Source organism: Chitiniphilus purpureus, assembly GCF_025642115.1.
GTDB classification, from domain to species: Bacteria; Pseudomonadota; Gammaproteobacteria; order Burkholderiales; family Chitinibacteraceae; genus Chitiniphilus; species Chitiniphilus purpureus.
On record NZ_CP106753.1, the window covers coordinates 2,430,478 to 2,449,944 of the forward strand.

A 19,467-nucleotide genomic window follows, 5' to 3' on the forward strand; every position below is an offset into this window, starting at 1 on the left:
CGTGATGGCAGCGCTGCCGGGCCGGCACGCTGCCAATGTCGGGCCGGGCTGTCACACGGCATGCGGGATGTCCGTCTGGCTATCGAAGGTCATGGACAGGCATGGCCAGGTGCCGGTGGCAATGGCCCAATGTGGATCGAAATCGAGGAAATGGCAGGTGCAAGACAAGATTGAGGTGTTCGAACAACAGCGGCCGCGGCTGTTCAGTCTCGCCTATCGGATGCTGGGCATGCGTGCCGAGGCCGAGGATGTGGTGCAGGATGCCTATCTGCGCTGGCACAAGGCCGATACCGCGGCGCTGGTCTCGGCCGAGGCCTGGCTGGTCACGGTGACCACCCGCCTGGCGATCGACCGGCTGCGCACGGTGCAGCGGCAACGCGATGCCTATCCAGGGCCGTGGCTGCCCGAGCCGCTGGCGCCTTCGCCGGAAAGCCGGCATGAGTTCGTCGGCGAGGTGTCGCTGGCATTCCTGGCGGTGCTGGAGCGGCTGGGGCCGCACGAGCGTGCGGCGTTCCTGCTGCATGAGGTGTTCGACGCCGGATATCCGCAGATTGCAGCGATGCTGGATAGAAGCGAGGCGGCATGCCGGCAGATGGTGCACCGGGCGCGCGAGCGGGTGCGCGCAGCCCGGCCGCGTTTCCAGGTCAGCCCGGAGGACCACCGGACGCTGCTGGCGCGCTTTGCCCGGGCGGCGCAAAGCGGGGATCTGGCCGAGCTGACCGCGCTGTTCGCCGACGAGGCGGTACTGGTGTCCGACGGCGGCGGCAAAGCGGTGGCGGCGATCCGGCCGCTGGTGGGCGCGGCGCGCTTGGCGCGGCTGTTCCATGTGCTGGCCCGTCAGCGCCGGGACAAGGATGGCACCTTCGTATTCGCCGACATCAATGGGGAGGCGGGGTTGCTGTACTACGCCGACGGTGTGCTGGCCACGGTCTATACCCTGGTAGGCGAGGCGGGGCGCATCGTGCAGCTGTATGCGCTGCGCAATCCGGACAAGCTGGCCGGCTTGGGCTGCGTGTCGCAGCCGCCGAACCGGACCTAGGCCCCTTGCCGGCACTGGATGTGGGGCCGGCCTGTCACGGGCGCGGCGGCCGGCGCGTCTTGCAAGGTAGGGCGCGCCCATTGCGTTCCCACCCAGACAGGAGCCAACGATGTCCCACGATCGTATCGACTTTGCCACCCATGTTCCCGAAGCCTATCGCAGCCTGGTTGCCGCGGGCGAAGCGCTCAAGCGCGGCGTGCTCGGCCAGCCGTTGCTTGAGCTGGTGTGGTTGCGGGTGTCGCAGATCAACGGCTGCGCCTATTGCGTCGACCTGCACGCCCGCGCGCTGCTCAAGTCCGGCGAGGTGTTGCAGCGCATCAACAGCCTGGTCACGTGGCGCGAGGTCACGTTCTATACACCACGCGAACAGGCGGCGCTGGATTGGGCCGAGGCGGTCAACCAGCTGGCGCACGACCGATTGGAGCCGGCCTACGCCGGGCTCAACGCGCACTTCAATGCGCACGAAGTTGCCGAGCTGACCTGCGCCGTGGCGGTGATGAACGGCTTGAACCGCCTTGCGATTCCCTCAAGGAAATCGGTGCCGCGCGCACCGCTGGGACCACAGTAGCTGCATATCAGGGGCGGCGTGCCAGGCAGGTGCGGTAGCGTCCGTCCACGCGCTCGGCAAACCACGCCGTGGTCAGCTTGCGGGTGATCTTGGGGCTCTTGAGCCGGATCTGCGGCAGTACGGCGCGGGGCAATGGCTTGCCCGCGACCGCGTCTGCCAGCGCAAAGAGGCGCTGGTAGGTGGCGCTGGCGCCAAAGCCGGCGAGCTTTTCCAGTTGCAGGTCGCGCTCGATCGCCGCGCGCGGCAGGCCCAACCGACCGGAGAGTCCATACAGCGCGCCTTGTACGGTGCTGGTGCCGGATGGTCGGCCGTTGTGATAGCGCAGCAGGTCGCCATCCAGCGCCAGCGGCTTGCCCGAAAGCCGCGCCAGCGCCGCCTGGAACGCGGCGTTGCGGCTGGCGTAGCGGCCGGCGTTGTAATCGGCGAAGCGATGGATCATCTCGTGGTAGGGCGCCGGGTAGTGCAGCAGGTTGGCGATGCCGAAGTAGGCGCCGCCGCGCCGGGTGAACACTTCCTGGCGCACGCTGCCGCGCCGCGGATAGGGATAAGGCCAGGCGCGTACGTGGTTTTCGGCGAACTCGATGCTGACCTGCATCGGCCCGCCGGTGCGGATGGGATTGCGCATATTGAGCGGCAGGCCGAGGCGACCCGCCTCGCGCGCCATGTCCTCAAACAGCGCATTCATCTGCCGTTCGGTGTGCAACGTGTCGATGCGGTGCTTGTAGCTGGCACCGGTGGGTGAGGGCTTGAGCAGTGCCGTCTTCACCACTGCGAGCGGCACGTGGTAGCGCGCGGCACGCTCCTCGATCTGCCGCCAGACGATGGCCGACAGCCCCGGCACCTCCGGGTCGCCCTGCCAGCTCGATTCCTGTTCGATCACTGCGGCGGCGGCGCAGAAGTACTCGACGCTGTAGGGAATGCGCAGCGCGGTGAAGGCATCAAGGATGTCGTCGGTCCAGCCGGCGCGTTCAGGCATCCTCGCCGGCAGCAGCCGTTCCAGCAACGCGCGTGCCTCGCGCTCGCCCAGTCGACGCGGCACGCTGATGGGCGCTGTCGCCTCCACCGGCATGCTGGCCGGTTGTGCCTCGGGGGCGCTTGCCGGTTGTGATGCGGGTGCGCTTGCCGCAGCGGGCGCCGGCACGGCTGCCGCGGCAGAGGCGGCATCGGCTGGCGGCGGCGGGACAACCGGGGCGGGCGCGGCAGGCCCGGGTGAAGGCGGCGCGGCACAGCCGGCCAGCAGCAAACAGGCGAACAGCAGACGGAACCACATGATGGGGCAGGGGGGACGGCGAAACCGGCAGCTTACAACGGTACCGGCAGTACGGTGCAACGGTTTGTAGGCGCCTGCGGGATGCGCAGGCCGCGGCGTGGCATTGGCGCCCCGACCGGGCCGGACCGGCAGGCAATCCCTATCGATGCCAAGGGGCGGCAGCGGTTTGCATCCGCAAGCTGGTTCCGCGGCTGCCCGCCGGGTTTGCCCATGCCGGCGCCGTCAGACGTTCTGGCGCTGCGGGGCAATGCGCGGCAGCGTGATCGAAAAGCGGGTGCCCTGGCCCGGTTCGCTGTGCACGGCGATCTGCCCGCCCAGCGTCTGGGTGACCAGGTTGTAGACCAGGTGCAGGCCCAGGCCGCTGCCGCCCCGGCCACGCTTGGTGGTGAAGAAGGGGTCGAAGATGCGCGGCAGATGCTCGGGCGCGATGCCCTGGCCGTCGTCTTCCACTGCCAGGGCCACGTTCCCGCCATCCGGCAGGGCGACGATGCGCACCGTGCCGGGTGCATCATCGGCAAAGGCGTGGCTGAGCGCGTTGGTCAACAGATTGGTCAGGATCTGTGACAGCGCGCCCGGGTAACCGTCCATCTCGATGCGCTCCGGGCAATCGAGCACGATGCGCACGGGGCTGCGCCGCAGCGTGGGCGTGAGGCTGGTGAGGATCTCCTGCAGATACTGTTGCAGCTCGAAGCCGCGCCGGGCTTCCGAGGTCTGGTCCACCGCCACGCGCTTGAAGCTCTGGATCAACTGGGCCGCCCGCTCGGCGTTGGCAAGGATCAGCCGTGCCGATTCGACGGCGGTGCCGCTGTAGGCGAGCAGCTCGCTTTTTTTCACCGCGCCGGCCTGCACGCGCTGGCCGAATGCCTCGCTTTCCTCCTTGAGCACCGAGGCGCCGGTCAGGATCACGCCGACCGGTGTGTTCACCTCGTGTGCCACGCCAGCCACCAGCGCGCCGAGCGAGGCCATCTTCTCCGATTGCACCAGACTGGCCTGTGCCACCTGCAGCTCGCGGTAGGCCGAATCCACCTGCTGCTTGGCCCCGCGCAGCATGCTCTCGCTGCGCTTGCGGTCCTCCAGCTCGTCGCTCAGCCGCTGGATGATGGTTTCGACACTGCGGGCGATGCCGGCCAGCTCGTCGCGGCGGGCGCGGATATGCTGCAGCTGGCCGGGGGCGAGCTGGCCCTGCTCGGCGGCGCGGTCCAGCGCGGCACGCAGCGCGGCCAACGGACGCAGGATCACCGTGGAGAACGCGCGCATCAGCACCAGCACCAGGATCAGGTCCAGCAGCACGATCTCGACCACCTTGCGGGTCACCAGGTTGTTAAGCCGCACCTGCATCCGCTCGGCGGACACCTGGTAGTACAGGGTGCCGACGCGCCTGCCTTCGAAAAAGATGGGCAGCGGCTGCGCCCCGGCGGGTGGCGGCACCATGCGCTGTACGATGCGGCCTTCCTCGCGCCGCCATGCCAGGCGCGGCACGGCCTCGGTGGCCAGCCCCAGGTAGGTGAGATCCTGCCACTGCATCTCGGCACGCAGCATCCGGTCCAACTGGACCTCGTCAAGCTGCCAGACGATGCTGGGCAATACCGAAGACAGCCGCTGCCGCAGTGCCTGCTCCTGCGAGAACAGCTCCTGCGACAACAGGCGTCTGCCCACGCTGTAGCTGTACGCGCCTGACGATGCGAGCAGCAGCGTGACGATCACGATCAGCAGCAGGTTCAGGCGGGTGCGGATGCTGTGCATGCAGGGCGACGTCCGGGGAGCGTGCCTTTACTGTAGCGGCGTCCGGCGCGCTCTGCCCGAGGGGCGGGGTCACCTGCGGCGCAGGTAGAAGGCGTCGTCGAAGGTGGCCACCCATTGCGGGCGGTAGACCACCAGCAAGGTCAGGTGCAGGCCGGTGGTGAAGGCTTCGGGCCACCCCATCAGGAAGTAGTAGGGGTAGTGTTCTTCGAACAGCAGATCAGGCGGATAGGCGCCGGCCAATGCCAGCAGCACGCAGCCGGCGAGGCCCATGCTCCACATCGACAGCGCCGCGGCGGCGAAGCCGTTGCAGAAGAGGTAGACAAAGTAGTTGGCCGGCAGATGCCGCCGCGCCAGCAGCAGCAGCTGGCTGGTCAGCAGTGTGGGCAGACCCGCGCTGAGCAGCCACGAGAGCCCGAGACTGCCCCAATGGCCGGGCTCCTGCAGCGCGTCGCCCACCAGCACCGCCGCCATGCCGAGCCGGGCGCGGTCCGGTCCGGCGACCAGTGTCAGCGCCGTGGCGCCCAGCAGATGGAACGCCAGCCCGGGCTGCACCTGGGCCTTGAGTTGCCACAGCAGCAGGATGATCACAGTGGCGCCGAACCAACTGGTCAGCTCGGCCTGGGCAAGTCGCAACCAGGGCACCTGCCTGGCTGCACGCCACAGGCACCAGCCGGCCAGCAGCCAGCCGGTGACCAGCCACGGGGTGCTGAAATGGGCACTGATGAGATTCACGGGGCGCCGTGCCGGCTGTGCCGGCGCCGTCCTATCCGCGCAGTTTCCATTGCGCTTCGACCAATTGGCCCAATTGCCCGAGCCGGCCATGGAAGAAGTGGCCGACGCCCGGCACCACCAGGATGGGCAACTGCTGCGGGCGGGCCCAGTCGAGCACCGCCGCCAGGGCGATGACTTCGTCCTCTTCGCCATGGATGACGAGAGTGTCCGGCGGCACCGCCGGGAAATCGTAGCGGCTTACCGCCGGACCGATGAGGATCATGCCTTCGACTTCGGCGTCGGTCAGCCGCTGGCGCAGCCGGCTTTGCACCAGCGTGCCGAACGAGAACCCTGCCAATACCACACGGGTGATCGCCGGGTGCGCGGCGCGGGCATGGGCGAGCACCGCGGCCATGTCGTCCGGCTCGTGCTCACCGCGGCTGTGGGTGCCGGCGGAACGACCCACGCCGCGCAGGTTCGGGCAGTAGGCCGCATAGCCAAGCCGGCTCAGTGTCTTGGCAAGTGTATGCACCACCTTGTTGGTGAAGGTGCCGCCCTCGGTGGGGTTGGGGTGGGCGACCAGCACGATGCCCCGCGGGGTGTCGGTGGCGGCGGGCAGGTACAGGCATTCGAGCATGCCGGCCGGTCCGGCGATCTCGAATGGCTCGAAGGTAGGGGCTTTGCGTGGCGCGTTCATGGCGATTCCGGGGTATCGGACCTGCGCCGCCTGCGACGGCGCAGCAGGAAGCGTACGGGCAGCCACAACAACAGCGCCCAGGGCAGTGCAACGGCAATGAAGGTCAGCAGGGTGGCGACACTCCTGATCACGTCGCGCCCGATGTCGTACCACGCCTGGCTCAGCGGTGAGAACAGATCGTGCCCGGCCAGGGCCCGCCGGCTGCGCCATTCGATGTCCAGCGCCACCGTGCCAGTCTGGTGGGCCAGTGCCAGCCGCTGACCGTTGATCGCATCCAGGCGCGCCTGGGTCTCGGCCAGTGCCTGGTGCACCGCCAGCAGCGCTTCCAGATCGGCCGCGCGCGCTTCCAGCATCCGCCGCAGGTTGTCGCGCAGCTGCGTCTGGTTCTTGATCTGCGCATCGACATCGATCACCTGGTCGGTGAGGTCTTCGCGCTGGGTGGACTGCGCGATCACCCGGCTTTGCCCGGAGAGCGCTGCCAGATAGCGATCGAACGCCGCCGGGGAGAGGCGTACCGACAACTGTGCGCCAAGCGGGCTGTCATCGTCGCCACGCGTGAGCTGGGCTGACAGGAGCTCGCAGGCCGGCGCCTTGCAGCCGGATTGGGCCGTCTGCCACGCTGCGGCGAGTTGTCCAGCCGGAACGTCGAGTGTGAGTGCATGGCGCACCGCGATATGGCGCCGCGGCGTGCCGGAAGCGGTGTCGCCCCCTGCCGGAGCCTCGTTCTGTTGCGGGGCGGCCGCAGCGGCGGCCACCGCCGCCGATTGCTGTTCCGCCTTCTGTCCGCAGCCGACCAGTGCCAGCAGCACGCAGACGGCGAGCCATTTGCGCGCGACCATCAGATCCGCAGCCGGTCCACCACGCGCCCGTGGCACAGATGCTCATCGATGATCTCGTCGATGTCCTCGCGATCGACGTAGGTGTACCAGGTCTCTTCGGGGTAGACCACCATCACCGGGCCTTCCTCGCAGCGGTCCAGACAACCGGCCTTGTTGATGCGCACGGCGCCAGGGCCGGATAGGCCAAGCGCCTTGATCCGGTCCTTGGCGTAGGCCTGCAGCTCGCTCGCACCGCAGCGGTTGCAGCTCTGGCGTTCGCCTTGGGGCCGCTCGTTCAGGCAGAAGAACACATGATGCCGGTAGTAACCCATCGTCACGATCCTTGTTCAACATGCTTGGCGGGAATATGCGCCGTCACGAAGAATGGCAGTTCGCCGTCCTTGTCCGGCTGCACGGTGTCGATCACCCGCACATCGTCCACCTGGCATTCGCGCAGCAACGCCTCGGCAAACCCATGGATCTGCTCAACGCTGTCCAGCGGCGCCAGCGGCCAGACAAAGCCTTCCCAGCGCTCGCCGTCCTCCTGGCTCGAAAAGGTGATGCGCAGCTCACCGCCTTCGTGTGCCGCCAGTACCACCGCCGGCGTGCGGCGCTTGCTGCGGATGCTGCGCACCGCGTTGCTGACGGCCACCTGCAGCTGTGTCTCCAGTTGCGTGGCACGGGCGCTGTCCTGCGCCGCGAGCCAGGGTTGCGGCGCGCGCGGAATCGCAAACAGCGTCAAGCCTTCCTGCTGCAGCGCGTCGCCGATCAACTGGGCGAGCGGCATGCCCCATGCCCCGACCTGTCCGCCCAGCCGCAACGGCGCCGCGCCATCGCGCCGCTGGCGCGCCAGCCCCACCAGATAGCGCAGGAACACGCCTTCATTTTTCAACTGCACCGGTGCTTCGCGTACCGCCTTGCCCAATGCCGCCGCCGCCTCGGCGTACGGCAGGTCCCGCCATTGCGCGAGCAGCGCCGGGTTGATCGCCGCCATGTCACCCGGGTGCACCAGTGCCGGACTCAGCAGCAGGTCCGCATCCGCATCGACCACGCCGTGCTGACGCAGGAGCGCAAGCACGGCCGCAGGCTCAGGCAGCCGCCCCGGCAATTGCAACGGCGAGCGTGCACCGGCGACCAGGATGACCGGGATGGTAAACAGGACATTCCATTCGGCGCCGCTGGGCGGCGGTTGCTCCACAACTTCACGCAGCACCTGCCACAGCGCCTTGTATGCTTCCTGCGATGGCGCCTGGGTCAGGGCGCCGTTGAGCGCATAATGGTCGGCGGCGGCGAGCAACGAGGTCAGCTGTTCGACCAGGGCGCAGCGCTTGTCCGCGGCAGTGGCGGCATCAGGCGCGGTCAGGTACGCCATCAGCGCACGGATCACCGGGTTTTGCGGATTGACGCGCGGATAGCGGCGGGGATCGGGCAGATACATGCAAGGATGACCGGCTGGAAAAAACGGGGATTATACGCGCCGCCAAGCGGGTTCCGCTGACCGGCAAAGCCGGTACTGCACGGGGTTCATGACTGGAATTGGATGCTACATCGTGTCACATTTTGTTGCACAAAAACGGCAGCCGGGCGCAATGCCTTGAATTGATTGACGATCCTGTTGAAGTTCCGTTACATTGTAGTCTCTGTTGGGATGCAGCAAGGTGCGTCTTGATAGTTTCTCCTTTGTAGATGTTGTTTGAAACCCGGATGCGTTCCGGGTTTTTTTTATGCCTGCGGCAGCAGCTGTCCTCGCCCGGCATAGCGGGACGGCATGGTTTGTCGCCGGATCCGGCCCGCGCGCCCTATCTCGCTGCCATCGGATAGCCGCGGCGCTCGTATCGGCTCAGACACTGGCCTGTTCTTCGAAGGTCTCGGCGTGCTCCAGGTGCGCTTCGCTGGCCTGCACCGTGTCTACCGTGGCCGAAGGTGGGCCGTGGGCCAGCCAGGTTGCCAATTGCGCCAGCGCGCCGGGTTCGCCCTCGGCATGCACTTCGACACTGCCGTCACCTCGGTTGCGCACCCAGCCGCATAGCCTGAGCCGCCGGGCCTCCAGGCAGGTGGCGAAGCGGAATCCCACACCTTGTACCCGGCCATGGATCCGGAATCGTCTGGCGATCATGCAAGCTCCCGCGCTGCGCCGAGGCTTACTGGCCGAACAGGCCGACCAGCCCGATCACGATCAGATACAGGGCGATGATGTAGTTGAGCAGCCTGGGCATCACCAGGATCAGGATGCCGGCGATCAGGGAGACGATCGGGCCGATGGTGAGATGCAGGTTCATGGCGGGTTCCTGGAATGCGGATGGTTGCAGCGTAGCAGCACCCTTCGCGATCCTTACGTGAAAAATGCGGCACCGTGGTGCCGCATCCACTCGCCATACCGACTCTATTTCACCCGCATGCCCGGTTTGGCGCCGCTGTCCGGGTTGAGGATGTAAAGCCCGCCATCGCCGCCGGCGGCAAGCACCATGCCCTCGCTCATGCCGAACTTCATCTTGCGCGGCGCAAGGTTGGCCACCATCACGGTCAGCCGGCCCTGCAGCTCCTCGGGCTTGTAGGCGGACTTGATGCCGGCAAACACATGGCGTGTTTCCGTGCCGATGTCGAGCGTGAGCGACACCAGCTTGTCCGCGCCTTCCACCGCGCGGGCCTCGACGATCTTGGCCACGCGCAGATCGATCTTCATGAAGTCGTCGATGCTGATGGTCTCGGCGATCGGCGGCACTTCGTAGTCGAGCGCCGGTGCAGTGGGTTCGGCCGTAGCCGGGGCGAGGCTTTGCTTGTTTTCTTCGATCATCGCTTCGATTGCCTTGGGGTCGATCCGGGTCATCAGGTGGTTGTAGGTATTGATGGTGTGGCCCAGCAGCAGCGACTGGCTGTCCTGCCATTGCAGCGGGGCGACGTTGAGGAAGGCTTCCACGTCGGCGGCGAGGCTGGGCAGTACCGGCTTCAGGTAAATGGTGAGCAGGCGGAAGGCGTTGATCAGTACCGAGCATACCCGCTGCAGTTCGGCATCCCGGCCTTCCTGCTTGGCCATCTCCCACGGCTTGTGTGCGTCGACGAACTGGTTCACCTCGTCGGCAAGCGCCATCACGTCGCGCAGCGCGCGGCCGAACTCACGTGCTTCGTAGTGCGCGGCGACGCCTTCACTGGCGGCCTGCAACCGGCCGATGACTGCTGCGCTGCCGAGGTCGCTGGCCAATTGCCCGCCAAAGCGCTTGGTGATGAAGCCGGCGGCGCGGCTGGCGATGTTGATGTACTTGCCAACGAGATCGCTGTTCACCCGCGCAGCGAAGTCCTCCAGGTTGAGGTCGATGTCCTCGATCGCCGAATTGAGCTTGGCGGCGAAGTAGTAGCGCAGCCACTCCGGGTTCAGGTGACGCAGGTACGATTCCGCGGTGATGAAGGTGCCGCGGCTCTTGCTCATCTTGGCGCCATCGACGGTCAGGAAACCGTGGGCGTTGATGCCGGTGGGCGTGCGAAAGCCGCTGTACTCCAGCATGGCCGGCCAGAACAGCGCGTGGAAATAGAGGATGTCCTTGCCGATGAAGTGATATAGCTCGGCGTCGCTGTCCTTGTTCCAGTAGCTGTCGAAATCGAGGCCCAGGCGATCGCACAGGTTGCGATGGCTGGCCATGTAACCGACCGGCGCATCGAGCCACACGTAGAAATACTTGCCCGGCGCATCGGGGATCTCGAAGCCGAAGTAGGGCGCATCGCGGCTGATGTCCCAGTCGGTGAGGCCGGCCTCGAACCATTCCTGCATCTTGTTGGCGGCGCCTTCCTGCAGGCGCGCCCGCGCCTCGCCGGCCACGGTGGCTGAACCCCGGGTCCAGCCGCGCAGGAAATCCTCGCACTCGCCCAGCTTGAAGAAGTAGTGTTCGGAATCCTTCAGCACCGGCGTGGCGCCGGAGACGGCCGAATACGGGTTCTTCAGCTCGGTGGGGCTGTAGGTGGTGCCGCAGACCTCGCAGTTGTCGCCGTACTGATCCTTGGCGGCGCACTTGGGGCATTCGCCCTTCACGAAGCGGTCCGGCAGGAACATGTGCTTCACCGGATCGTACAGCTGGCTGATGGTGCGGCTGACGATCTTGCCGTTCTCTTTCAGCGCGTTGTAGATGCGGTAGGCGTACTGCCGGTTTTCCTCGGAATTGGTGCTGTAGTAATTGTCGAAGCCGACATGAAAGCCGGTGAAATCGCGCAGGTGCTCACCATGCACGCGCTCGATCAGCGCCTCCGGGCTGATGCCTTCCTTCTCGGCCCGCAGCATGATGGGGGTACCGTGGGTGTCGTCGGCGCACACGTAGTGACAGGTATGGCCACGCATCTTCTGAAACCGCACCCAGATGTCGGTCTGGATGTACTCGACCAGGTGACCAAGGTGGATGGCGCCATTGGCGTAAGGTAAAGCGGAGGTGACAAGAATCTTTCTTTTCATGCGATTTCCGGGCGTGCGGCGACGAATGGAGGGATTATACCGCAGCCCGTCGCCCGGCCCGTGACGCTGCGAAACTTACAAAGGTATAGTGCAGTTAATACGAAGAGGAAGTGGCAATGGGGGTGGAACAAGACGCGCTGAGGCCGGCGTTGCTGGATGCCGAGCTGGCGTCGGTGGAGCGGGCGCTCACCGAGGTGAGGATGCAGATCGGCATGGATCTGCGCGCCGAACTGCTGGGGGCATTCCTGCCGCTGTTGCAGGAGACCATGCAGCGCCTGCCGGTGGCGCTGGCGGCAGGCGAGGCCGAGCAGGCGGTCCGCTATGCGCACAAGCTCAAGGGGGCTGCGCTGCAGCTGGGTGCAGGGCAGCTTGCCGATGGCTGCAGGCAGATCGAGGCTGCGGCCCGCGGCGGGCTGTTGGATACGGCAGCGGCTGCGCTGCCGCGTGTACTGCAACTGGGGCACGGTCTGCTGTCCCGCTTGAAGAGCCAATAAGCGCATCGGCTAGAATGGCGCTTTGCGTCTTCTTCCGTCGGCCCGATGCCTGCGCTGCACTTTGACTGGTTTTCCCACATCGGTACGGCCGCATTCGCTTTTTCCGGCTACCTGATCGGGGCCCGCAAGCGATTCGATCTTCTGGGGGTGCTGATCCTGGCACTGCTTACCGCTGTCGGCGGCGGCATGATCCGCGACGTGCTGGTCAACCGGGTGCCGCGGGTATTCCTCGACGATGGTCCGCTCTACACTATCTTCGGCGCCTTGTTGGTCGCCGCCGTGCTCAAACTGCACCGGCGCAACAGCGGCGTGCTGTACCGGCTTTTCATCGTCGCCGATTCGATCGGGCTGGTGGCGTTCAGCATCGCCGGGGCGCAGGTCGGCATCGCGCTCGGCCTGAACGGGTTCGGTGTCTGCTTCCTTGCCTTCGTGACTGCGATCGGCGGCGGGCTGGTGCGCGACATGATGGTCAACGACGTGCCGTTCATCCTGCACGAGGATTTCTACGGCACCGTTTCCATCCTGGTGGCCGCATTGGCCTACCTGCTGTCCGGACAGGGCTGGCTCAGCCCGCTGGCGCTGTGGCTGCTGTTCGCCGGCGGGCTGGCGCTGCGCCTGGTGGCGCATGCCGGCGACTTCAAGCTGCCCCGGATCGGACAATGAACGATTTCTCGCATCTGGTGGGCAGTGCGGACTGGCATGGCTGGCTGGTGTCCCGGCTCGCCGCTGCGCCACGCGCCGACGCGGCGGACTGGCCGGGTCTGCCCGGCGCCACCCCCGCCGCGGTGCTGATCGGCGTACTGCCGCGTGAGGACGGGGCGCGCTGCCTGCTGACCGAACGCGCAGCCCATCTTTCGCAGCATGCCGGCCAGATCAGCTTTCCAGGTGGACGGATCGAAGCCGGAGACGCGGATGCGCCGGCGGCAGCGCTGCGCGAAGCCTACGAGGAAGTGGGCCTCGATCCGGCACAGGTGGCGGTCGCCGGGCAATTGGGTGCCTATGTGACCCTCAGCGGCTATCGTGTCATCCCGGTGGTGGGGGTGATCGCGCCCGATGCCGCGCTGCGGCCGGATCCGAACGAGGTGGCTGCGGTGTTCGACCTGCCGCTGGCATCGTTGCTGCAGCCGGCGCGCTATGAACGGCGGCTGGTCGAGCGGGGCGGGGTGCGCGGTGCTTCCTATTTCATCGAGTGCGAAGGCCGCACGGTCTGGGGGGCGACCGCCGGGATGCTGCTGATGCTGGCCGCTGCGCTCGGCATCGAGGGCGAGCCACACCGGGGGTGATGCTTGTGGCGCTGTGCATGCCTTTGCGGAGCAGCCGGCACCGGCACGGCTGGGGGCGTTGTTGCATGCTCCGGGATGGCCCGGACGTCATTGGGCCGGCCCGCGCCCTTGCGCCACCCGGGTGAACGGGCTAGCTAGTAGCTGGCGGCGAGCGCCAGTTCGTCCTGCAGCCGATGCAGCAATGCCAACCGCTCCGCGCGCACCAGCCCGGCCTCACGCGCGGCGTGCAGGGCGCAGCCGGGTTCGGCTCGGTGACGGCAATTGTGAAAGCGACATCGGCCCAGGTGGGGGCGCAGATCGGGCATCAACCCGGGCAGTTCCCCGGCGGCCACATGTGCAAGGCCGAATGACTGCAATCCGGGTGAGTCGATCAGGTGCGAGGCATCGTCCAGGTGGTACAGCGTGGCGTGCGTGGTGGTGTGCTTGCCTGAATCAAGTGCCGTCGAGATCTCGTTCACCCGGGCAAGCGCCGTCGGCACCAGGGCGTTGACCAGCGTGGACTTGCCCATGCCCGATTGGCCGACCAGCACGCTGGTCTGCTCTGCCAACCAGGGAAACAGCGGGGTGACATCGGCCTTGGCTGACAGCATCAGCAGCGGATAGCCAAGGCTTTCCCAGAACCGCAATCGCGCATGTGCCACCGCCGCTTCCGGCAGATCCGCCTTGTTGAGCAGCAGCAGCGGGCGGATGCCCGCCGCCTCCACCGCGATCAGGCACCGCCCGATCAATTCATCCGAGAAGCTGGGCACCGGTGCGACCACGATCAGCACCTGGGTCACATTGGCGGCGATCAGCTTTTGGCGCCATTGGTCGGACCGGTACAGCAGGCTGCTGCGCGACTCGATCGCCTCGATCACCGCCTGCTCGGCGTTGAGCACCTTGATACGTACCTTGTCGCCACAGGCCAGGTCGGTCTTCTTGCCCCGGGTGGTGGCGCTCAGACGCACGCCGTCTGGCAGCTCGACCGCATAGCTTCTGCCATGGCTGGCAACGACGGTGGCGCTCGCGCTCATTCAGGCCCGCAGTGCATCGACGCGCGCGGCGCAGATGAAGTCGTTGCGGGTCAGGCCATTGGCCGAGTGGGTGCACCAGATCAGCTTGCAGCGGCCGTAGCTGACTTCCAGATCCGGATGATGGTCCTGCTGATGCGCGATCCATGCCACGGCATTGGCGAAGGCCATGGTGGCGTGGAACGACTTGAAGCGGAAGGTCTTTTCCAGCGTGTCGTTCAGCAGCAGCCAGTCGTTCAACTCGGTGGACAGCATCTCGGTTTCCACCGCGGTGAGCGCCGCGGCATCGGGTTGGCAGGTTTCGGCGGCGAGCGGCATGACTGTTCCCCTTGCAGGCGCGGTTGACGTTCCCGTTCTAGGCAAGACGGCGCAAAGCCGCAATACGCAGCGAGGCGGGCGGGTGGCTGTCGTAGAACAGGCTGTGCAAGGGGTCGGGGGTGAGCGTGGCCGCGTTGTCGCGGTAGAGCTTGACCAGCGCGGCCACCAGGTCGGCGGCGCGGGTCTGCGAGGCCGCGAACGCGTCGGCCTCGTACTCGTGCCGGCGCGACAGCCAGGAGCCCAGCGGGCCGAACAGGAAGGTGAACACCGGCAGCACCATGAAGAACAGTGTCAGCGCGGTGGCGGTGTTGGCGCTGTGCACGCCCAGCCCCTGGTAGAACCAGTCCTGCTGCATTAATTGTGCGAGCAGCCACAGCAGACCCAGCATCAGCGCGTAGGTCCACAGCAGGCGCTTGGCGATATGGCGGTGTTTGAAATGGCCCAGCTCATGCGCCAGCACCGCTTCGATCTCCTCGCCGTTGAGCTGCTTGAGCAGCGTATCGAAGAAGACGATGCGCTTGGTCTTGCCAAAGCCGGTGAAATAGGCATTGCCATGGCTGGAGCGCTTGGAGCCATCCATCATGAAGATGCCGCTGGCGGTGAAGCCGCAACGTGTCAGAAGCGTCTCGATCCGCCGGCGCAGCCCTTCATCCGGCAGCGGTTCGAACTTGTTGAAGAGCGGCGCGATCCAGGTGGGGAAGACCAGCATGATGAACAAGGCGTACCCCATCCAGGTCAACCATACCCACAGCCACCACATCGGGCCCATCCGCGTCATCAGCCACAGCACCGCGGCCAGCAGCGGCAGGCCCAACAGCGCCGCCAGCAGCGCGGTCTTGCACAGGTCGGTGACAAAGACACGGGGCGTGGTCTGGTTGAAACCGAAATGCGCCTCCAGCCGGAAGGTGGCGTACCACGAAAGCGGCAGCGTCAGCAGACTGTGGATCACGCCCAGCAAGGCGACCATGGTGACGCCGGCGGCGATGCCGGGCCCGGACCACGATTCGGCGAGCCGCATCAGCCATTCGATCCCACCGCCCAGCGTGAAGCCCGCCAACAGGATGGCCTCGAACACCGTGACGAGCATGCCGAACCTGCTCTTGGCCACGGTGTAGTCGGCGGCACGCTGGTGGCTCGCCAGCGTGATGCTGTCACTGAACTCGGTGGGCACTGCGGCGCGATGCCGTCGCACGTGGTTGATATGACGCTGGGCCAGCCACAGCTGCAGCAGCACGCTGCAGGTCAGGGCAAATGCAAACAGGGCGGAGAACTGGTGTGCGGTCATCGGCTTGCTCGGGAACGGCGGCCATGCGCCGTGGGATATCGCGCGGATTATCGCACACTGCGGCCGGATTACGCGGTCGTGGGCAATGGCCCGCACCTGCATGCGGCGCGCGCCGACAGGAGCGCGGCGGGGCCGGTGCTAGAATGCCAGCTCGAAAACATCGATAGGGAACACCATGGCGCAGGACCAAAACCATCTGATCTGGTTGGATATGGAGATGACCGGGCTCGATCCCATGAACGACCGGATCATCGAGCTGGCGATCGTGATCACCGATAGCCAGCTGAACGTGGTGGCCGAGGCGCCGGTATGGGTGGTGCATCAGGCGGACGAGGTGCTCGATGGCATGGACGACTGGAACAAGAGCACGCATTCGCGTTCCGGGTTGATCGAGCGGGTCCGGCAATCGACGCTGGGCGAGGAGGCGGTGGCCACGTTGGCGCTGGCCTTTCTGGAAGAACACGTGCCCAAGGGGGCAAGCCCGATGTGCGGCAATTCGATCTGCCAGGACCGCCGTTTCATGGCGCGCTGGATGCCCCAGCTCGAAGCCTGGTTCCACTATCGCAACCTGGATGTGTCCACCCTCAAGGAATTGTGCAAGCGCTGGCAGCCCGAGGTGTACCGACAGTTCAAGAAGCAGGGCAAGCATACGGCACTGGCCGATATCCAGGAGTCGATCGACGAGCTGCGCTTCTACCGCGAGCACTTCCTGAAGGTGCCGGCAGCGGGCATCGCGCTCGACTGACCATGCTGGCCACGTATCTGCTCGCCGCCGAACTGGGCCAGTTGCTGGCGGCACGCGGCGCCACGGTGACCACGGCCGAATCATGCACCGGCGGCCTGATCGCCGCGGCGATCACCGAGGCGCCGGGCAGTTCGGCCTGGTTCGAGCGCGGGTTCGTCACCTACAGCAACGCGGCCAAGACCGAGATGCTCGATGTGCCCCCGGCGTTCATTGAGGCATTGGGCGCGGTCAGCGAACCGGTGGTGGCCGCAATGGCGCAAGGTGCCTGCCTGCGCGCGGGAACACACTACGCCATGGCGGTGTCCGGCATCGCCGGCCCGGGTGGCGGCAGCCCGGACAAGCCGGTCGGCACGGTCTGGTTTGCCTGGGCCACCCCGCACGCCATCGTCACTGAATGCAGACATTGGCCGGGCGAGCGCGCTGCCGTGCGCAGCGCTGCGGTTCAGCATGCGCTGTCGCGGCTTGTGGCGTTGCTGCACGATGAGGCGGGTGGATAAGGATGGCGGTAAGATAACGCGCACACCGCACCGCTTGCCCCCTTGTACGCGGCGCATTCTTGCAGATACGGCATTTTCCCGCTCCGGACCGGCAGATGGACACCAGCTACGAACGTCGCTTCGGCGGCATTGCCCGCCTTTATGGCCACAGCGCGCTTGCGCGTTTCCGCACCGCCCATGTGTGCGTGATCGGCGTCGGCGGGGTGGGTTCCTGGGCGGCCGAGGCACTGGCCCGCTCCGGGATCGGCGAGCTGACGCTGATCGACCTGGATGATATCTGTGTGTCCAATACCAACCGGCAGCTGCCGGCGCTCGATGGCCATTTCGGTCGGGCCAAGGTGGCCGCGCTGGCCGAGCGTATCCTGGCCATCAATCCGGAATGCAAGGTGCATGCGGTCGAGGATTTCGTGGTGGAGGACAGCCTTGCCGAGTACCTGGGCAGGGGATACGACCATGTGATCGACGCCATCGATTCGGTCCGGATCAAGGCGCAGATCATCGCCTGGTGCCGGCGCCACAAGGTGCCGCTGGTCACCACCGGCGGCGCCGGTGGCCAGACCGATCCCACCCGGATCACGTTGGACGATCTGAGCCGTACCACGGAAGACCCGCTTGCCAGCAAGGTGCGCAGCCTGTTGCGCCGTGAATTCGGCTTTCCCAAAGGCGACAGGAAATTCGGCATCGACTGCGTCTATTCCACCGAACCGCTGGTCTATCCGCAGGCCGACGGCACGGTGTGCGCCCGCAAGCCGCCCGGTGAGGCGGGTGGGCGACTCGATTGCCAGGGCGGATTCGGCGCTGCCGTGGTGGTGACCGGCAGCTTCGGCTTTGCCGCGGCGGCAAGGGTGTTGCGGCGGCTGGCGGGCTGAACGGCGCCGTCAATCGGTGGCGAGCAGCGCGTCGAGCTCCTCCGACAGGCTGTACAGCACGCCTTCCTCGACCGCGCCATGCAGGCGCGACAGGAATTCCTCGCACGCCAGCAGCAGACCGCGCCGTTCGCGCTCCGCGGCGGCCCCGGTCTTGAGAAAGCGCACGATGGCGTGGCTGGCCGACAGCATCAGCCGCGTGTTGTGCGTGCGCCGTGCCACCTCCACCATCCGCTCGACCGCTTCAGCGTGCCGTCCCTGCAGCATCAGCTGCACGCCCAGCTTGTTCAGTTCACCGATATCGCTGCCCAGCTGCCGCACATAGCCTGCCCATGACGCCCGCTGGCCGCATGCTCCTTCAAGCAGACCCGAGACGTGCTTGCTGGTGATGAAGCGCTCGGCGATCGCCATGAGCCATCGGTAGGGCGGAACCTGCGGGTTGGGCACTTCGCCCGCCTGGCTCGGCGGGCAGATGAAATCCGCGGTCATGATGGCGGTGACTGCAAGCTCAAGCGTGAACGCGGTGTCCTGCAGATATGCCTGCAACGGTTCCAGGTCCTGTGGGCGCCCGGAGAACAGTGCGCCGGCGAGCGTCGCCACCACCTGCGCGGTGAGACCGTCCTTGTGCTTGCTGTTGTTGAGCAGGCGCAGATAGCGCTCGGCGTCCGAAAGCGCACCGTCGCGTTTGGCGGCGAGCGCCAGCTGCAGCAGTGTCTCGGGTGCGAGCGCCGACGAATTGCCGCCGTAGGTCACCGCGCGCTCGAGCAGTTCGCGCGCCTTGGTGCTCTGCCCGAGCATGCTGGCCAGGTTGCCGGCCTTTTGCAGGCGCGCGACGTTGTTGGGTGCGATCGACAGACACTGCTCGTAGACCGCCATCGCTTCCTCCAGGCGGCCGTCGGCCAGGTACAACCCCGCCAGTTCCTCATAGGCGTCGATATATTGCGCATGCTCGCCGATCGCGTGCTTGAGCATGCTTTCCGCTTCGTCCTTGCGGCTTTGGCGATTGTAGGTGCGCGCCAAGCCCAGCCGGGCCCACGGCACCATACGCTGCTGCAGGATGGCTTCGAACATCCTGCGTGCGGCTTCAAGCTGCCCGTCCTCCAGCAGCAATGTGGACAGGATGCGCTGCAGGTCGGAGCGGTAAGGCTGCGCGGCGGCGCTGTCGAGCAGTGCGCGGGCCTGCGCGATCGCGCCTTCGATGTCGCCCATGCCGATCTTGTCGTACACCGGCCCGAGGACCTGCTTTTTTTCCCAGGCCTGGGCCAGACGGTCCGAGAGCAGGGCACCGGTGAAAGGCTTGATCAGGTAGTCATCCGGCCCCACCTCGGCAACCGACACCACCTTCTCGTAGCTGGCCTCGGCGGTGATCATGAACCAGACCGTGGTCAGCGGCAGCTCGCCGGTCCCGCGCAGTTCCTCCAGCAGCTCCTGCCCGTTCATGCCGTCGCCGAAGTGGTAGTCGCACAGCACCACGTCGTAGCTGCCGTTCTTGAGTCGCCGCCGGCCCTCGCCGATGCTGCTCGCCAGATCGACGCGCGTGATGCCGATGTTCCCCAGCGTCAACCTGATCGACTGGCGTATCGTCGGCGCATCATCGATGACCAGCACGCTTGCTTGAGTCAGGGAAACGGTCATGGCTTGGCCCCGCAGAGGAAAGGGCTCAGCAGCCCGCCGGCGGTCGCGGCCCT

The 19,467-nt window shown here is 66.4% G+C and carries 22 protein-coding genes; 8 read left to right on the forward strand and 14 right to left on the reverse strand.

Annotated features, from left to right (window positions below):
* Positions 1-157 precede the first annotated feature (157 nt).
* Both N8I74_RS11365 and N8I74_RS11370 read left to right on the forward strand, forming a co-directional pair.
* Positions 158-1,039, forward strand: a complete 882-nt coding sequence (locus N8I74_RS11365; protein WP_263123211.1) for an RNA polymerase sigma-70 factor — start codon at positions 158-160, stop codon at positions 1,037-1,039.
* Between the two features lie 109 nt (positions 1,040-1,148).
* On the forward strand, positions 1,149-1,607 hold the full coding sequence (locus tag N8I74_RS11370; RefSeq protein WP_263123213.1) for a carboxymuconolactone decarboxylase family protein: 459 nt from the start codon (positions 1,149-1,151) through the stop codon (positions 1,605-1,607).
* A gap of 7 nt (positions 1,608-1,614) precedes the next feature.
* Here the strand turns inward: N8I74_RS11370 and N8I74_RS11375 are convergent, their stop codons facing one another.
* The 10 genes from N8I74_RS11375 to metG form a co-directional block, all read right to left on the reverse strand.
* Complete coding sequence (locus tag N8I74_RS11375; protein WP_263123215.1) at positions 1,615-2,877, reverse strand: DUF1615 domain-containing protein; 1,263 nt, start codon at positions 2,875-2,877, stop codon at positions 1,615-1,617.
* Between the two features lie 222 nt (positions 2,878-3,099).
* Positions 3,100-4,620 carry a sensor histidine kinase gene (locus tag N8I74_RS11380; protein ID WP_263123216.1) on the reverse strand — a complete coding sequence of 507 codons (1,521 nt, stop codon included), beginning with the start codon at positions 4,618-4,620 and terminating at the stop codon, positions 3,100-3,102.
* 69 nt (positions 4,621-4,689) lie between these two features.
* Complete coding sequence (locus N8I74_RS11385; protein WP_263123217.1) at positions 4,690-5,352, reverse strand: energy-coupling factor ABC transporter permease; 663 nt, start codon at positions 5,350-5,352, stop codon at positions 4,690-4,692.
* Positions 5,353-5,383: 31 nt separating this feature from the next.
* Positions 5,384-6,028, reverse strand: coding sequence for an alpha/beta hydrolase (locus N8I74_RS11390; protein ID WP_263123219.1), 645 nt, complete (start codon positions 6,026-6,028; stop codon positions 5,384-5,386).
* Complete coding sequence (locus tag N8I74_RS11395) at positions 6,025-6,867, reverse strand: DUF4349 domain-containing protein (protein WP_263123221.1); 843 nt, start codon at positions 6,865-6,867, stop codon at positions 6,025-6,027. Before N8I74_RS11395 ends, N8I74_RS11390 begins: the two co-directional genes overlap by 4 nt.
* Complete coding sequence (locus N8I74_RS11400; RefSeq protein ID WP_263123222.1) at positions 6,867-7,178, reverse strand: (2Fe-2S) ferredoxin domain-containing protein; 312 nt, start codon at positions 7,176-7,178, stop codon at positions 6,867-6,869. Before N8I74_RS11400 ends, N8I74_RS11395 begins: the two co-directional genes overlap by 1 nt.
* A gap of 2 nt (positions 7,179-7,180) precedes the next feature.
* Entirely contained in the window at positions 7,181-8,284 is a 1,104-nt protein-coding gene (locus tag N8I74_RS11405; RefSeq protein WP_263123224.1) for a DUF2863 family protein, read from the reverse strand.
* Between the two features lie 402 nt (positions 8,285-8,686).
* The gene (locus tag N8I74_RS11410; protein ID WP_263123225.1) at positions 8,687-8,962 is read right to left on the reverse strand and encodes an acylphosphatase; all 276 of its coding nucleotides are present in this window, start codon (positions 8,960-8,962) and stop codon (positions 8,687-8,689) included.
* 25 nt (positions 8,963-8,987) lie between these two features.
* Positions 8,988-9,125: a DUF3096 domain-containing protein gene (locus N8I74_RS11415; protein WP_263123227.1), complete on the reverse strand. Its 138-nt coding sequence runs from the start codon at positions 9,123-9,125 to the stop codon at positions 8,988-8,990.
* A gap of 104 nt (positions 9,126-9,229) precedes the next feature.
* The gene (metG, locus tag N8I74_RS11420; protein ID WP_263123229.1) at positions 9,230-11,281 is read right to left on the reverse strand and encodes a methionine--tRNA ligase; all 2,052 of its coding nucleotides are present in this window, start codon (positions 11,279-11,281) and stop codon (positions 9,230-9,232) included.
* Between the two features lie 116 nt (positions 11,282-11,397).
* Here metG and N8I74_RS11425 point away from each other — a divergent pair, with 116 nt between their 5' ends.
* The 3 genes from N8I74_RS11425 to N8I74_RS11435 are packed head-to-tail and all read left to right on the forward strand — an operon-like array spanning position 11,398 to position 13,058.
* Positions 11,398-11,775 (forward strand): Hpt domain-containing protein, encoded by a 378-nt coding sequence (locus N8I74_RS11425; RefSeq protein WP_263123231.1) that lies wholly within the window; start codon positions 11,398-11,400, stop codon positions 11,773-11,775.
* A gap of 45 nt (positions 11,776-11,820) precedes the next feature.
* Entirely contained in the window at positions 11,821-12,438 is a 618-nt protein-coding gene (locus N8I74_RS11430; protein ID WP_263123232.1) for a trimeric intracellular cation channel family protein, read from the forward strand.
* Positions 12,435-13,058 carry a CoA pyrophosphatase gene (locus N8I74_RS11435; protein ID WP_263123233.1) on the forward strand — a complete coding sequence of 208 codons (624 nt, stop codon included), beginning with the start codon at positions 12,435-12,437 and terminating at the stop codon, positions 13,056-13,058. The genes N8I74_RS11430 and N8I74_RS11435 overlap by 4 nt, the downstream gene beginning before the upstream one ends.
* 134 nt (positions 13,059-13,192) lie before the next feature.
* Here N8I74_RS11435 and rsgA read toward each other — a convergent pair whose 3' ends face one another.
* Genes rsgA through N8I74_RS11450 form a run of 3 tightly spaced genes read right to left on the reverse strand, consistent with a single transcriptional unit; the run spans position 13,193 to position 15,671 of the window.
* Positions 13,193-14,071, reverse strand: a complete 879-nt coding sequence (gene rsgA, locus N8I74_RS11440) for a ribosome small subunit-dependent GTPase A (protein WP_263123234.1) — start codon at positions 14,069-14,071, stop codon at positions 13,193-13,195.
* Positions 14,072-14,386, reverse strand: a complete 315-nt coding sequence (locus tag N8I74_RS11445) for a 4a-hydroxytetrahydrobiopterin dehydratase (protein ID WP_263123235.1) — start codon at positions 14,384-14,386, stop codon at positions 14,072-14,074.
* A gap of 37 nt (positions 14,387-14,423) precedes the next feature.
* Positions 14,424-15,671: a M48 family metallopeptidase gene (locus tag N8I74_RS11450; RefSeq protein ID WP_263123236.1), complete on the reverse strand. Its 1,248-nt coding sequence runs from the start codon at positions 15,669-15,671 to the stop codon at positions 14,424-14,426.
* Between the two features lie 175 nt (positions 15,672-15,846).
* Between N8I74_RS11450 and orn the strand changes: the two genes are divergently transcribed.
* The 3 genes from orn (at position 15,847) to tcdA (ending at position 17,782) form a co-directional block, all read left to right on the forward strand.
* Complete coding sequence (gene orn / locus N8I74_RS11455; RefSeq protein WP_263123237.1) at positions 15,847-16,416, forward strand: oligoribonuclease; 570 nt, start codon at positions 15,847-15,849, stop codon at positions 16,414-16,416.
* Between the two features lie 2 nt (positions 16,417-16,418).
* On the forward strand, positions 16,419-16,913 hold the full coding sequence (locus N8I74_RS11460) for a CinA family protein (RefSeq protein WP_263123238.1): 495 nt from the start codon (positions 16,419-16,421) through the stop codon (positions 16,911-16,913).
* Between the two features lie 95 nt (positions 16,914-17,008).
* On the forward strand, positions 17,009-17,782 hold the full coding sequence (tcdA, locus tag N8I74_RS11465; RefSeq protein ID WP_263123239.1) for a tRNA cyclic N6-threonylcarbamoyladenosine(37) synthase TcdA: 774 nt from the start codon (positions 17,009-17,011) through the stop codon (positions 17,780-17,782).
* Between the two features lie 9 nt (positions 17,783-17,791).
* Here tcdA and N8I74_RS11470 read toward each other — a convergent pair whose 3' ends face one another.
* A complete protein-coding gene (locus N8I74_RS11470; RefSeq protein WP_263123240.1) occupies positions 17,792-19,414 on the reverse strand; it encodes a tetratricopeptide repeat-containing response regulator in 1,623 nt (540 codons plus the stop codon).
* Positions 19,415-19,467 lie beyond the last annotated feature (53 nt).

Excerpts from the sequence above, each read along its gene's own strand:
- N8I74_RS11470 (WP_263123240.1), bottom strand. The coding sequence starts at position 19,414 with ATGACCGTTTCCCTGACTCAAGCAAGCGTGCTGGTCATCGATGATGCG.
- N8I74_RS11395 (WP_263123221.1), bottom strand. The coding sequence starts at position 6,867 with ATGGTCGCGCGCAAATGGCTCGCCGTCTGCGTGCTGCTGGCACTGGTC.
- N8I74_RS11450 (WP_263123236.1), bottom strand. The coding sequence starts at position 15,671 with ATGACCGCACACCAGTTCTCCGCCCTGTTTGCATTTGCCCTGACCTGC.
- N8I74_RS11400 (WP_263123222.1), bottom strand. The coding sequence starts at position 7,178 with ATGGGTTACTACCGGCATCATGTGTTCTTCTGCCTGAACGAGCGGCCC.
- N8I74_RS11415 (WP_263123227.1), bottom strand. The coding sequence starts at position 9,125 with ATGAACCTGCATCTCACCATCGGCCCGATCGTCTCCCTGATCGCCGGC.
- N8I74_RS11445 (WP_263123235.1), bottom strand. The coding sequence starts at position 14,386 with ATGCCGCTCGCCGCCGAAACCTGCCAACCCGATGCCGCGGCGCTCACC.
- N8I74_RS11435 (WP_263123233.1), top strand. The coding sequence starts at position 12,435 with ATGAACGATTTCTCGCATCTGGTGGGCAGTGCGGACTGGCATGGCTGG.
- tcdA (WP_263123239.1), top strand. The coding sequence starts at position 17,009 with ATGGACACCAGCTACGAACGTCGCTTCGGCGGCATTGCCCGCCTTTAT.
- N8I74_RS11410 (WP_263123225.1), bottom strand. The coding sequence starts at position 8,962 with ATGATCGCCAGACGATTCCGGATCCATGGCCGGGTACAAGGTGTGGGA.
- N8I74_RS11370 (WP_263123213.1), top strand. The coding sequence starts at position 1,149 with ATGTCCCACGATCGTATCGACTTTGCCACCCATGTTCCCGAAGCCTAT.
- N8I74_RS11390 (WP_263123219.1), bottom strand. The coding sequence starts at position 6,028 with ATGAACGCGCCACGCAAAGCCCCTACCTTCGAGCCATTCGAGATCGCC.
- N8I74_RS11425 (WP_263123231.1), top strand. The coding sequence starts at position 11,398 with ATGGGGGTGGAACAAGACGCGCTGAGGCCGGCGTTGCTGGATGCCGAG.
- N8I74_RS11375 (WP_263123215.1), bottom strand. The coding sequence starts at position 2,877 with ATGTGGTTCCGTCTGCTGTTCGCCTGTTTGCTGCTGGCCGGCTGTGCC.
- rsgA (WP_263123234.1), bottom strand. The coding sequence starts at position 14,071 with ATGAGCGCGAGCGCCACCGTCGTTGCCAGCCATGGCAGAAGCTATGCG.
- N8I74_RS11405 (WP_263123224.1), bottom strand. The coding sequence starts at position 8,284 with ATGTATCTGCCCGATCCCCGCCGCTATCCGCGCGTCAATCCGCAAAAC.
- N8I74_RS11380 (WP_263123216.1), bottom strand. The coding sequence starts at position 4,620 with ATGCACAGCATCCGCACCCGCCTGAACCTGCTGCTGATCGTGATCGTC.
- N8I74_RS11430 (WP_263123232.1), top strand. The coding sequence starts at position 11,821 with ATGCCTGCGCTGCACTTTGACTGGTTTTCCCACATCGGTACGGCCGCA.
- N8I74_RS11460 (WP_263123238.1), top strand. The coding sequence starts at position 16,419 with ATGCTGGCCACGTATCTGCTCGCCGCCGAACTGGGCCAGTTGCTGGCG.
- metG (WP_263123229.1), bottom strand. The coding sequence starts at position 11,281 with ATGAAAAGAAAGATTCTTGTCACCTCCGCTTTACCTTACGCCAATGGC.
- orn (WP_263123237.1), top strand. The coding sequence starts at position 15,847 with ATGGCGCAGGACCAAAACCATCTGATCTGGTTGGATATGGAGATGACC.